This window comes from Streptomyces sp. JK94, assembly GCF_053613315.1.
On sequence record NZ_JBSICH010000011.1, the window covers coordinates 218,557 to 231,217 of the forward strand.

At 73.5% G+C, this 12,661-nt stretch carries 9 protein-coding genes and 1 pseudogene; 1 reads left to right on the forward strand and 9 read right to left on the reverse strand.

What is annotated here, in order from left to right; translation table 11 throughout:
* Window positions 1–17 precede the first annotated feature (17 nt).
* From ACVV2G_RS11545 to ACVV2G_RS11575, 7 genes and pseudogenes are all read right to left on the reverse strand, one after another.
* Window positions 18–2,333 (reverse strand): xanthine dehydrogenase family protein molybdopterin-binding subunit, encoded by a 2,316-nt coding sequence (locus tag ACVV2G_RS11545; RefSeq protein WP_453842557.1) that lies wholly within the window; start codon window positions 2,331–2,333, stop codon window positions 18–20.
* Window positions 2,330–4,687: a (2Fe-2S)-binding protein gene (locus ACVV2G_RS11550; RefSeq protein WP_453842558.1), complete on the reverse strand. Its 2,358-nt coding sequence runs from the start codon at window positions 4,685–4,687 to the stop codon at window positions 2,330–2,332. Before ACVV2G_RS11550 ends, ACVV2G_RS11545 begins: the two co-directional genes overlap by 4 nt.
* Window positions 4,684–5,577 (reverse strand): FAD binding domain-containing protein, encoded by an 894-nt coding sequence (locus ACVV2G_RS11555; RefSeq protein ID WP_453842559.1) that lies wholly within the window; start codon window positions 5,575–5,577, stop codon window positions 4,684–4,686. The genes ACVV2G_RS11550 and ACVV2G_RS11555 overlap by 4 nt, the downstream gene beginning before the upstream one ends.
* Before the next feature lie 262 nt (window positions 5,578–5,839).
* A complete protein-coding gene (locus tag ACVV2G_RS11560; RefSeq protein ID WP_453842560.1) occupies window positions 5,840–7,453 on the reverse strand; it encodes a beta-N-acetylhexosaminidase in 1,614 nt (537 codons plus the stop codon).
* 1 nt (window position 7,454) lies between these two features.
* Window positions 7,455–7,550, reverse strand: a pseudogene (locus ACVV2G_RS11565) (carbohydrate ABC transporter permease); the annotation flags it as partial.
* 210 nt (window positions 7,551–7,760) lie between these two features.
* Window positions 7,761–8,048, reverse strand: coding sequence for a DUF3039 domain-containing protein (locus tag ACVV2G_RS11570; protein ID WP_453842561.1), 288 nt, complete (start codon window positions 8,046–8,048; stop codon window positions 7,761–7,763).
* Window positions 8,049–8,115: 67 nt separating this feature from the next.
* Window positions 8,116–8,688: a YqgE/AlgH family protein gene (locus ACVV2G_RS11575; protein ID WP_453842562.1), complete on the reverse strand. Its 573-nt coding sequence runs from the start codon at window positions 8,686–8,688 to the stop codon at window positions 8,116–8,118.
* 241 nt (window positions 8,689–8,929) lie between these two features.
* On the opposite strand from ACVV2G_RS11575, the gene murA reads away from it, so the two are divergent.
* Complete coding sequence (murA, locus tag ACVV2G_RS11580; protein ID WP_453842563.1) at window positions 8,930–10,276, forward strand: UDP-N-acetylglucosamine 1-carboxyvinyltransferase; 1,347 nt, start codon at window positions 8,930–8,932, stop codon at window positions 10,274–10,276.
* Window positions 10,277–10,456: 180 nt separating this feature from the next.
* Here murA and ACVV2G_RS11585 read toward each other — a convergent pair whose 3' ends face one another.
* Entirely contained in the window at window positions 10,457–10,738 is a 282-nt protein-coding gene (locus ACVV2G_RS11585) for an HU family DNA-binding protein (protein WP_003990598.1), read from the reverse strand.
* 352 nt (window positions 10,739–11,090) lie between these two features.
* Complete coding sequence (locus ACVV2G_RS11590; RefSeq protein ID WP_453842564.1) at window positions 11,091–12,506, reverse strand: NAD-dependent malic enzyme; 1,416 nt, start codon at window positions 12,504–12,506, stop codon at window positions 11,091–11,093.
* Window positions 12,507–12,661: the final 155 nt, after the last annotated feature.

A 12,661-nucleotide genomic window follows, 5' to 3' on the forward strand; every position in this document is an offset into this window, starting at 1 on the left:
TCAGGCGCGCGGGCGGCTCAGCTTCCCGTCACCACCGCGGCCTGGGGCCGGATCGGGAGGCGGTTGACCGGGCGGCCCGTGGCCGCGCGTACCGCGGAGGCGACGGCCGCCGGGGAGGCGACCACCGGGACCGCGCTGACCGCCTTCGCGCCGAAGGGGGCGACCACGTCGCGCTCCTCGACGAGCTTCACGATCCGGATGTCCGGCGCGTCCAGCGCGGTCGGCAGGGCGTAGCCGGTCAGGTCGGGGTGGCGGACCAGGCCCCGCGGGGTGCGCAGGTTCTCGGTCAGCGCGATGCCGACGCCCTGGGTCACGCCCGCCTCGATCCGCGCGGCCAGCTGGGCCGGGTTCAGCACCCGGCCGACGTCCTGGGCGACGGCCAGCTCCACGACGCGCACGGAGCCGATCTCGATGTCGACGTCCACCACCGCGCGGATCGCGCAGAACGACATGCCGACGAAGGCGTCGCCCTGGCCCGCCTCGTCCAGCGGCTCGGTCGGGTGCGGGCGGCACTGGGCGGTCGCCCACAGCTCCTTGCCGTCCAGCGCCTCGGCGACCGTCGTCGACAGCACGCCGTCGTACGAGGTGATCTTGCCGTCGGCGATCTGGAGCAGCTCGGCCGACATCCCGAACTGGTGTGCCAGGGGCTGGAGGAGCTGGGTGCGGACCATCTTGGCCGCCCGTTCCACCGCCCCGCCCGACACCCAGGTGTGCCGGCCGCGGCAGCCCGCGCCGGCCGGGGGCTGGTCGGTGTCGACGGGCGCGACGTGCACCTCCTCCACGCCGAGGGTCTCCTGCACGATCTGCCGGGCGAGCGTGGTGAAGCCCTGGCCGGTCTCCACCGCCGCGCACAACACCGTCGCCACGCCGTCCTGGACCTTCACGGTGGCCGTGGAGACCTCGTCCGCCCCCTCGGCGCCGAGCATGTGCACCATGCCGATGCCGTAGCCCACGCCCCGGCGCACCGCGCCCGGTTCACCCGCACCCTCGGGGCCGCCGGGCAGCAGCCACTCGTCCTCGGGGGTGTCCTTGGGCAGCGCGGGCAGGGGGAAGTCGCGGACCGCCTGCAGGAGTTCGGCGACCGGGGCCGGGCAGGTGACCGTCTGACCGGTCGGCAGCACGTCGCCGGTGGCCAGGACGTTGCGCAGGCGCACCTCGGCCGGGTCCAGGCCGAGCTTCCTGGCGACCTTGTCCATCTGCGCCTCGTACGCGGCGCACACCTGCATGGCGCCCTCGCCGCGCACGTGGCCGCTGGGCGGGTTGTTGGTGCGCACGGCCCAGCCCTCGATGAAGGCGTTCGGGACGACGTACGGGCCGCAGGCGAACGCCACCGCGGCGGCCAGGGCCTCGGAGGAGGTGTCGGCGTAGGCGCCCGCGTCGAGCAGGATCTGCGCCTCCACCTTGACCACGCGGCCCTCGGCGTCCGCGTGGTGGCGGTAGCGCAGCAGCGTGGGGTGGCGGTGGACGTGGCCGAGGAAGGACTCCTCGCGCGTGGCGGTCAGTTTCACCGGGCAGCCGGTCTTCAGCGCCAGCAGGCCGAGCGGCAGCTGGAAGCCCTGGTCCTCGCGGTCGGCGGTGGCGCCGGGCACCCCGGTGACGACGATCTTCACCTGTTCGGGTGGGAGGCCGTAGCAGGACGCGGCGGTGTCGCGGTCGCCGTGCGGGTCGGTGGAGGCCAGGTACAGCTCCACACCGCCGTCGGGACGCGGCACCGCGAGGCCCGCCTCGGCACCGATCGGGGCCGGGTCCTGGCGGCCGATGCGGTACAGGCCCTCGACGACGACCTCGCCGGCCGCCTCGGGGTCGCCGTGCCGCAGCGGGATGTGCCGGATCAGGTTGCCGTCGGGGTGCAGCGGTTCCGCCTCGAAGGCCTGCTCGGGGTCGGTCACCGGGTCGAGCACCTCGTACTCGACGATGACGGCGGCGGCCGCCATCCGCGCGGTGTCCGGGTGGTCGGCGGCGACGGCGGCGATGGGCTCGCCGTGGTGGCGTACGACCTCGGAGGCGAACACCGGGCGGTCGGCCCGGCCGCGTCCGTGCTGGGGGGCACCGGGCACGTCCTCGTGGGTGACCACCGCGCGGACGCCGGGCATCGCGCGCGCGTGGGTGGTGTCGATGGACACGATGCGCGCGTGCGGGTGCGGTGAGCGCAGGACGGCCGCCCACAGCAGGCCCTCGGCCCACAGGTCGGCGGCGTAGGGGAAGGTGCCCTCCGTCTTGGCGCGGGCGTCGGCGGGCGGCAGGGACGCGCCGAGGCCGTGCGGGATCGGCTCGGGGACGGGGGGCGCCTCGGCGGTCCCCGCGGCTTCCGCAGTCGCGGCGTCGTTGCTCACGCGTGGCCTCCGTCCTGGCCGTAGCTCCGGTCGTCCCGGCCGTGGGCCCGATCGTCCCGGCCGTGGTTCCGGTCGTCCTGACCGTAGGACCGGTCGTTCCGGCCGTAGCCCTGGTCGTCGCGGCCGTAGGTCTGGGCGTCCTGACCGTAGCCCTGGTCGTCCTGACCGTAGGACTGGTCCTCCCGGCCGTGGGCCTGCTCATCGTGGCCGTAGCCCTGGTCGTCCTGACCGTAGGTCCGGCCGTCCGGACCGTAGCCCTGCTCTTCCCGACCGTAGGACCGGTCAGGCGGTTCGTGGGAGTGCGGGTTCGGCGTCTCCGGTGTCCCGGGCGGTCCCTGGGGCTCGAAGGCCGAGGCGTGGACGCCGCCGGCGCCCGGGCCCGCCTGGTGCGGGATGCGGGGCTCGTCGGCATCCGTCTCGGGCGCCTCGGCGGCGGAGTGGGTCTCGCGCTCGGCGACGACCTCCTTGACTGCCTCCAGTACGCCCCGATAGCCGGAGCAGCGGCACAGGTTGCCGCACAGGGCCTGCCGGGCCTCCAGTTCGGTCGGCGCCGGGTTGCCCTCCAGGAGGTTGTGGACGGTCATCGCCATGCCGGGCACGCAGAAGCCGCACTGGACCGCGCCCCTGCGGGCGAGCGCCCGCTGCACGTCCGAGGGCTGACCGTCGGAGGCCAGGCCCTCGACCGTACGCACCTCGCTGCCCGCGGCGGTCACGGCCGGGACCAGGCAGGAGGCGACCAGCCGCCCGTCGACCTGCACGTTGCAGGCGCCGCACTCGCCCTGTGAGCAGCCGTCCTTGGCGCCCGCGAGACCGAGCCGCTCGCGCAGCACGTACAGCAGCGACTCGCCGATCCAGGCGTCGGTGACGGGCCGGTCGGCGCCGTTGACGCGCAGCACGAACGAGGCGAGGGGGTGCTCCTCCTGCGGACCGACGGGAGGCGGCTCCTCCGACGCGGCCAGGCCGACCGGGCCGGCCTCGGAGGCGACCGGCCCGGCCTCGGAAGCGGACGGGTCGGCCTCGGAATCGGTCTCATCGGCCGGGGAGGCGGACGGGTCGGCCGGAGAAGCGGACGGGTCGGCCTCGGGAGCGTTCTCGTCGGCCCGGGAGGCAGTCGGGGCGGCCGGGGACTCGGTGCGGGCGTCCGCCACGGGCTCCTCGGGCCGGGGCCCCGGCTCCCATTCCGGCTCCCGCGTCTCGTCCTGTCCGTCCTGTCCCGGCGCTCGCGCCTCGTTCTGTACCGGCTCCCGCGCCTCGTCCTGTCCGGGCTCCTGCCCCTCGTCGCGCCCGGCGGCCGGCGTCGAGTCCGTCTCGGGCTCCTCGGCGGCCTCCGGGACGGATTCCGCGTCCACGCGCTCGACGGTGTCCGCCGGGGGCTCCACGGGACCTTCAGGGGCCTCCTCGGCCTCTCGGGGCCCGGCCCCGGTCGCGGCCTCGTCGGCCGCCGGGTCCGGATGCGGCGCCGGGCGCCCGCTCCCCACGGCGTCTTCGGCGGGCGTTTCCACCGCGTACGGCCCGGCGGCGGACTCGTGCTCGGGCCCCCGCGGAGCCTCGGCCGACCGGTCCCCGCCGGCCGGGACGGCCTGGGCGGTGCGGTCGTCCCACGGCTGTCCGGCCGGATGGGTCGCCCAGGGCGCGGGGGCGCCGCCGGGCAGGGTGGCCGGTGCGGTGCCGCCCCACTGCTCGGCCAGGGAGGACGTGGTGAACTCGCCCGACTCGTCCGGCAGTTCACCGCCGGCGACGGGGATGGACCACTGTCCGGTCACGTCCTGGCCGGGTGCGGCACCGGCCGCGGGTGCCGCGTGCTCCGCGGCCGCGGTCCCGGTGAAGTCCCACTGGCCGGTGGCGCCGGGCCGGTAGGAGAACCGGTCGCCGTGCCCGGCGTGCGCGCCGTACTGGGCGGCCTGGCCGTACGGGTCCTCCTGCGGGTACGCGGCGGGGTACTCCTGGTGCCCGGCGTGCTCCGGGTACGCGCCGTGCTCCGGGTGCCCGGCGTGGTACCGGCCCCCGTGGTCCTGGCCCCCGTGCTCGGGGACGCCCTGCTGCGGGCCGGCGTCCGGGAGGTTCCACTGGGCGCCGTCGACGGGCGCGGAGGGCATCGCCCAGGTACCGGTGGCCGCCGGGTCGGTACCGGCGGTCGTGGCGGGCGTGACCGTGATCGGCGGCGGCACGTAGCCGTGGCCGGGCGCGGCGAGCGGACTGTCGGCGGAGGCCACCAGCGCGTCCACCCCGCCCTCGGGGAGTTTCACGAAGGCGGTGGCCCCGTCGTCGTAGTCGCCCTGCGGCAGCGGGTCCCAGCGGCCGCCGCTCGGGGGCGCGCCCTGTCCGTGCCGGTCGTCGTGCTGGTCGTCGGTCACGACAGCGCCCTCCCCAGTGCTCGCCGGGCCAGCGCGGCGACGGTGCGCCGCAGGTGCAGTACGGCCGGCGGGAACTGCGGTACGGAACCGTCCTCGGCCGGGGCCGCGTCGGGGATGCAGGCGGCGGCGACGTACTCGCCGAAGGCGCTCAGCGCCTCCGGGACGACCGCGCGGCCGTTGTCCCAGTCGATGAGGGAGGCCACCCACTGCTCGGCCTCCAGGGGGCGCAGCGGCATCGGCGCGATGGCGCCGACGGCACACCGCACGCCACGCCGGGCCGGGTCGAGGACCAGCGCCACGGAGGCCATCGCGCGGCCGGGGCCGGTCCGGCCGGTCGCCTTCAGGAAGACCTGCGGCGCGTGCAGCAGCGGCACGCGCACGTAGCCGATGAGTTCGCCCGCGCGGAGCATCTCCATGCCGGCCAGCAGGTGCGAGACCGGCATCTCCCGGCGGGCCCCGTCCGCTCCCGCGATGATCAGCGTGGCCTCCAGCGCGGCCAGCACCGGCAGCGCGTCACCGGTGGGGGCGGCCGAGGCGATGTTGCCGCCCAGCGTGCCCGCGTTGCGGATCTGCGGCGGTCCGGCTGCGCGTGCGGCGGCGGCGAGGGCCGGGATCAGCGCGGCGAAGTCGGGGCGGCCCATGCGGGCGTGGGTGAGCCCCGCGCCGAGCAGCGCGTGACCGTCCTGGTACTGCCAGCCGCGGATCTCGCTGATGCGGCCGAGGCCCACCAGCGCGGCGGGCCTGAGCTGCCCGGAGTTGACGGCCGCCATCAGGTCGGTGCCGCCCGCGACCGGCACGGCGGCGGGCGTGGCGGCCAGCGCCGCGACGGCCTCGTCCAGTGTCGTGGGCAGCGTGACGGCCTGCGCCGCCTGCGGTGCGTGCGTGGTCAACCCGACTGCCCCTTCCCGCTGTCCCACCTGGTCCCGCCCATGTGGCCGTACGGTACGGCCTGACAGGGCGGACGTGGCAACTCTGGCACATCTTTGCAGGGCCCGGATGCGGGGGTCCGCCAGGAGGCATTCGCCCGCCTCGCCGGAGGGATGGGGTGTTTTCGCCCGGGATCCCCGGCGATCGGACGATCGCCGGGGGTGGGGTGGACCGGCGTAACCAGCCGGAGTCGCCGCTGTTGAGGGGCGTTCCGGGGTCTTCTTCCTACTTGTTCGGCGGTGGTCCGTCGATCGGGCGGCCGGGCACGCCGGGCCGCCGCTGCCAGGGCAGCGGGCCGCCGGGCGGCCGGTAGGCGACGCCCAGGGCGTCGAGTCGCCGGTAGTGGGCGGCCATCCGCCGCTCGAAGGCGGGGAAGTCCCGGTCGGCCGGGGCGGGCAGGACGCTCCAGGCGACCTCGGCGAACGCGGCGAGCCTCGGGAACGTCTGGTAGTCCACCCGCGCCTGGTCCTCCATCACCTCGGTCCACACGTTCGCCTGGGTGCCGAGCACGTGTGCGGACTCCTCCGGCGTCAGTTCCGCCGGAACCGGTTCGAAGCGGTAGACGTCCTCCAGGGTGCGCACGAAGCCGATCGGCACGGGCTCGTCCTCGCCCGGGTGCTGCCGGTGGTCCAGGTACACCTGCTGCTCGGGGCACATGACCACGTCGTGCCCCGCGCGCGCGGCGGCGACCCCGCCCGCGTACCCGCGCCAGGAGGAGACGGCCGCGCCCTCGGCCAGTCCGCCCTCCAGGATCTCGTCCCAGCCGATGAGCCGGCGTCCGCGCGCGGCGAGCCAGGTGTCGAAGTGCCGGATGAACCAGGACTGGAGCTCGTCCTCGTCGGCGAGTCCGAGTTCCCGGATGCGCGCCTGCGCGGTGGCCGAGCGCCGCCACTGGTCCTTCGGGCATTCGTCGCCGCCGACGTGGATGAACTCGGACGGGAACAGCTCCAGCAGCTCCTCGAAGACGCCCTCGTAGAACCGCAGGGTGGTGTCGGTGGGGGCGAGTACGTTCTCGCAGACGCCCCAGGTGTCCCACACGGTGAGGGAGGCGGTGTCGACGACGTCGGTGTTGCCGAGTTCCGGATGGGCGGCGATGGCGGCCTGCGAGTGTCCGGGCACGTCGATCTCGGGGACGACGGTGATGTGCCGTTCGGCGGCGTAGGCGACGATCTCCCGGATGTCGTCCTGGGTGTAGAAACCGCCGTGGGGTCTGTCCTCCCACAGCGGCGAGGCCCGGTGGCCGTACTTGGTGCGCGAGCGCCAGGAGCCGGTCCCGGTGAGCTTCGGACTGCGCCTGATCTCGACGCGCCAGCCCTGGTCGTCCGTCAGGTGGAGGTGCAGGACGTTGAGTTTGTGGGCCGCCATCAGGTCCAGGTACCGCAGGACGCCTTCCTTGGGCATGAAGTGCCGGGCTACGTCCAGCATCAGGCCCCGCCAGCGGAAGCGGGGCGCGTCCTCGATCCGGACCAGGGGCAGCCGCCACCGGCGTCCGGGCAGCGGGGCGCGCCGGAAGGCATCCGGGCCGAGCAGTTGCCGGAGCGTCTGGGCGCCCCAGAAGAGGCCGGCCGGGCCACCGCCCTCGAGGTGCACGCCGGCCGGTGCGACGACGAGGCGGTACTCCTCGGCCTCCAGCGCGCCGTCGAGGGACAGGCGGACGACGTCGTGGTCCCCCGTCCCGGGCGGGAGCGGCAGGCCGGTGGCCGCGCCCAGTGTGGCGCGCAGCCAGCGCTCGGTGCGCTCGGTGCCGTCGCCCGCGACCACCGCGGTGTCCGGGCCGAGGGTGAGGAATCCGTCGTCGAGGGAGGTCAGTCGCCGTGGCTGGGGGATCGTGTCCGTCACGTCAGTCCTTCACCGCTCCGCCGAGGCCGGAGACGAGTCGTCGTTGCACGAGTACGAAGAAGACCGGGACCGGGATCGTCTTCACCGTGCCGACCGCGGTCGGCAGCGGCCACGGCCGCCTTGCCGGAGGCGAAGGCGAAGGCGAAGGCGAAGGGTGGCGGTTTCGCTCTGCACAGATCCAGGAGGTCCGGGAGTACGGGAACGGGCCCACAAGAGGTCTCCGCCACTTCGTGACCGCGCGGAGGCCCCCGGAGTGCGCGCGGGCACACTCCGGGGGCCTCCGGGGAAGTCCGGGCGGGAAGGGCGGCTACTTCTTCTTGTCGCCGCCCTTGCCGTCGTCCCCGCCGCCGCTCATGGACTCGTAGATCTCCTTGCACATGGGGCAGACCGGGTACTTCTTCGGGTCGCGGCCCGGTACCCAGACCTTGCCGCACAGCGCCACGACGGGGGTGCCGTCGAGGGCACTCGCCATGATCTTGTCCTTCTGGACGTAATGGGCGAAGCGCTCGTGGTCGCCGTCGCCGTGGGACACCTGCGGCGTCGGCTCTACGAGGGTCCCCGTACCAGTCCCGCGCTCGGGCTCGAGAGTGCTCATGAGTGCCAGGGTACTGAAAGCCGGGGTCTGCCAGCTCGCACGGACCGGCCGCGGCACCACGGGCGGATCAGTTGAGCGAGGGGTCGTCCGGGTATGTCGCCACCATCGCCAGTTCGCCCCGCTGGCGGCGCAGGACCTCGCGCCAGAGCCGCTCGGGGACCGGGCAGGAGACGTCGCCGGGCTCGGACTCGACCACGTACCAGGCGCCCTCGCCCAGCTCGTCCTCCAGCTGACCGGGGCCCCAGCCGGCGTAGCCGGCGAAGATCCGCAGGGCGCCCACGGCCGGGGCCAGCAGCTCCGGCGGCGTCTCCAGGTCCACCAGGCCGATCGCGCCGTGCACCCGGCGCCAGCCCAGCGGCGTGCTCTGCCCGGACGTCCCGCCGGGGACGACGGCGACCCCCAGCGCCGAGTCGAGCGACACCGGGCCGCCCTGGAAGACGACGCCGGGTTCGCCCGCGAGGGCGGCCCAGTCCTCCAGGATGTCGCCCACGTCGACCGGCGTGGGACGGTTGAGGACGACGCCGAGGGAGCCCTCCTCGTCGTGGTCGAGAAGGAGCACCACCGCGCGCTCGAAGTTCGGGTCCGCCAGGGCGGGTGTTGCCACGAGCAGCCGCCCCGTGAGCGAGGACACCTCGGTCATGCCAGACATGATCCCGCATGTTCCCCTCCCGTGGGGAGGCAACCGGGGCACGGAGGCCGGGGACGGACACGCACCCCGCGCGCGTTCGGCGGCCGTGACCCCCTGTGTGCGCCGGTGAACACCGCGTGTTGTGACGAACCCATGACATCGGCCGACCGTGCGCGGACTTACCGGGCGGGGGTACAAGGCGATTACCCTTTCCCTTCTGGCCCCTGCCCGAATCCCACGGAACGCGAGATTCATGACCGTCAACGGCGCTGATGACGTACTGCTTGTCCACGGCGGAACCCCGCTCGAGGGCGAGATCCGGGTCCGCGGTGCGAAGAACCTCGTGCCGAAGGCCATGGTGGCCGCCCTGCTGGGCAGTGCGCCGAGCCGGCTGCGCAATGTGCCGGACATCCGCGACGTGCGGGTCGTACGCGGACTGCTGCAACTGCACGGGGTGACCGTCCGTCCGGGCGAGGAGCCCGGTGAGCTGGTGCTCGACCCGTCGCACGTGGAGAGCGCGAACGTCGCCGACATCGATGCCCACGCGGGTTCGTCGCGCATCCCGATCCTGTTCTGCGGCCCGCTGCTGCACCGCCTCGGGCACGCCTTCATCCCGGGCCTGGGCGGCTGCGACATCGGCGGCCGGCCCATCGACTTCCACTTCGAGGTGCTGCGGCAGTTCGGCGCGAAGATCGAGAAGCGCGCGGACGGCCAGTACCTGGAGGCCCCGCAGCGACTGCGCGGCACGAAGATCCGGCTGCCGTACCCGTCCGTCGGCGCGACCGAGCAGGTGCTGCTGACGGCCGTGCTCGCCGAGGGCGTCACGGAGCTGTCCAACGCGGCCGTGGAGCCGGAGATCGAGGACCTGATCTGCGTCCTGCAGAAAATGGGCGCGATCATCGCGATGGACACCGACCGCACCATCCGCATCACCGGTGTGGACGAGCTCGGCGGCTACGCCCACCGCGCCCTCTCGGACCGCCTGGAAGCCGCCTCCTGGGCCTCGGCCGCGCTGGCGACCGAGGGGAACGTCTACGTCCGCGGCGCCCAGCAGCGCTCGATGATGACGTTCCTGAACACCTTCCGGAAGGTGGGCGGCGCCTTCGAGATCGAGGACGAGGGCATCCGCTTCTGGCACCCGGGCGGCCGGCTGAAGTCCATCGCCCTGGAGACGGACGTGCACCCCGGTTTCCAGACGGACTGGCAGCAGCCCCTGGTGGTCGCCCTGACGCAGGCCACGGGTCTGTCCATCGTCCACGAGACGGTCTACGAGTCGCGCCTCGGCTTCACCTCCGCGCTCAACCAGATGGGCGCCCACATCCAGCTCTACCGCGAATGCCTCGGCGGCTCCGACTGCCGCTTCGGCCAGCGCAACTTCCTGCACTCGGCCGTCGTGTCCGGCCCGACCAAGCTGGAGGGCGCCGACCTGGTCATTCCCGACCTGCGCGGCGGTTTCTCCTACCTCATCGCCGCCCTCGCGGCCCAGGGCACCTCCCGGGTCCACGGCATCGACCTGATCAACCGGGGCTACGAGAACTTCATGGAGAAGCTCGTGGAGCTGGGGGCCAAGGTGGAGCTGCCCGGCAAGGCGCTGGGCTGAGCCCGGGCACGGCCCACGCGCGAATGCGCACACACGCGTAGAGGCGCACCGGCACGCGGAGGCGTACAGGCACGTAGAGAGACGTACAGGCACGTAGAAGGGGCGGCCACCCGGGAGGGTGGCCGCCCCTTCTACGTCACTGCGCCGTGTACGCCGCCCTGGGGCCCGCGTACGGCAGGGTCACTTGCCCTTGGCGGCTTCCTTGAGCTTGGAGCCCGCGGAGACCTTGACGCTGTAGCCGGCCGGGATCTGGATCGGCTCGCCGGTCTGCGGGTTGCGGGCGGTGCGAGCGGCACGGTGCGTGCGCTCGAAGGTCAGGAAGCCGGGGATGGTGACCTTCTCGTCGCCCTTGGAGACGATGTCGCCGACGACGTCGGCGAACGCGGCCAGCACGGCGTCGGCGTCCTTGCGGGTCACCTCGGCGCGGTCGGCCAGCGCGGCCACCAGCTCACTGCGGTTCATGTTGTTACTCCCGTGTTCTTCTTGCCGTTGAGGCGTGCCACGCGGCGGAGCCGCATGTTGGGCACAGCGATGCCGATGCTGCCAGGGGCCTCGGACATTCCCCGGACCCGGGTCGGTCGTCAGACCCTCGCGCCCAGGGAGGCATCCTGCCTCCACCTGCGGCGGTAAAGCCAATCCGGCACCCCCAGGAGTCGTGAGAACACCCTTGGGAGTCACACGATGAGAGGGCCTGAGCCTTGCGCCACCCTAGAGGGCCGTCCGAGGCCGCCCGTCCCGCGACGCGCCGGCGGGGCGGCCCGCCGTGGTGATCCTCACCACCACCTCACGGGCCACCGCGCTCCGCCGGGGAGACCTAGGCCACCACTCCGGCGGCCTTCGCCGCCTCCCGCACGGCGCCCGCGACGGCGCCGGCGACCTTGTCGTTGAAGACGCTGGGGATGATGTAGTTCGGGTTGATCTCGTCCTCGGTCACCACGTCCGCCAGGGCGTGCGCGGCTGCCAGCATCATCTCGGTGTTGACCGTGCGGGACTGGGCGTCCAGCAGGCCGCGGAAGACGCCCGGGAAGACCAGCACGTTGTTGATCTGGTTCGGGAAGTCGGAGCGGCCGGTGGCCACGACGGCCGCGGTCTGGCGGGCGATCGCCGGGTCGACCTCGGGATCGGGGTTCGCGAGCGCGAAGACGATCGCGCCCTCCGCCATGGCGGCCACGTCCTCGCCGTCCAGGACGTTGGGGGCGGAGACGCCGATGAAGACGTCGGCGCCGTGCACGGCCTCCTTCAGGGTGCCGGTGAGGCCCTCGGGATTGGTGTTGTCGGCGATCCAGCGCAGCGCCGACCCGGGCGCGGCGTCGACCAGGTCGGTGCGGCCGGCGTGCACCACACCGTGGATGTCGGCGACGACGGCGTTCTTGACGCCCGCGGCGAGCAGCAGCTTGAGGATGGCCGTACCGGCCGCGCCCGCGCCGGACATGACGACCCGCACGTTCTCGATGGGCTTGTCGACGACGCGCAGGGCGTTGGTCAGGGCGGCGAGGACGACGATCGCGGTGCCGTGCTGGTCGTCGTGGAAGACGGGGATGTCGAGGGCCTCGCGCAGCCGGGCCTCGATCTCGAAGCAGCGGGGGGCGGAGATGTCCTCCAGGTTGATGCCGGCGAAGCCCGGGGCGATGGCCTTGACGATCTCGACGATCGCGTCGGTGTCCTGGGTGTCGAGGCAGAGTGGCCAGGCGTCGATGCCGGCGAAGCGCTTGAACAGGGCCGCCTTGCCCTCCATCACCGGCAGCGCGGCCTTCGGGCCGATGTTGCCGAGGCCCAGCACCGCGGAACCGTCCGTCACGACCGCAACGGAGTTGCGCTTGATGGTCAGGCGGCGGGCGTCCTCGGGGTTCTCGGCGATCGCCATGCAGACGCGGGCCACGCCCGGCGTGTAGATCATGGAGAGGTCGTCGCGGTTGCGGATGGGGTGCTTCGACGCCATCTCGATCTTGCCGCCGAGGTGCATGAGGAAGGTGCGGTCGGAGACCTTGCCGAGGCTCACGCCCTCGATGTCGCGCAGCTGCTCCACGATCTCGTCGGCGTGGGAGGTCGAGCCGGCGGCGATGGTGACGTCGATGCGGAGCTTGTCGTGGCCGGAGGCCGTGACGTCGAGGCCGGTGACGGAGCCGCCCGCGGACTCCACCGCGGTGGTGAGCTGCGAGACCGCTGTTCCGCCAGCGGGCACCTCCAGTCGGACCGTCATCGAGTAGGAGACGCTGGGCGCCGTTGCCATGGCCGACTTCCTCTGCTTTCACCGTGTAGCTGCGTTGTGCCGTCCGATCGTCGCACCTACCACTGAGTACGTGGTAGCCGCCCCGGGATTGCGAACTTAGAGTTCGCGCGCCGTTCCGCCAGGCCGGGACACTTTCGGAAAACTACTTCCACCAT

What these genes read in the sequence shown, in the direction of transcription:
- ACVV2G_RS11575 (WP_453842562.1), bottom strand. Translation starts at nt 8,688, where the DNA reads ATGACCGAGGTGTCCTCGCTCACGGGGCGGCTGCTCGTGGCAACACCC.
- ACVV2G_RS11570 (WP_453842561.1), bottom strand. Translation starts at nt 8,048, where the DNA reads ATGAGCACTCTCGAGCCCGAGCGCGGGACTGGTACGGGGACCCTCGTA.
- murA (WP_453842563.1), top strand. Translation starts at nt 8,930, where the DNA reads ATGACCGTCAACGGCGCTGATGACGTACTGCTTGTCCACGGCGGAACC.
- ACVV2G_RS11590 (WP_453842564.1), bottom strand. Translation starts at nt 12,506, where the DNA reads ATGGCAACGGCGCCCAGCGTCTCCTACTCGATGACGGTCCGACTGGAG.
- ACVV2G_RS11585 (WP_003990598.1), bottom strand. Translation starts at nt 10,738, where the DNA reads ATGAACCGCAGTGAGCTGGTGGCCGCGCTGGCCGACCGCGCCGAGGTG.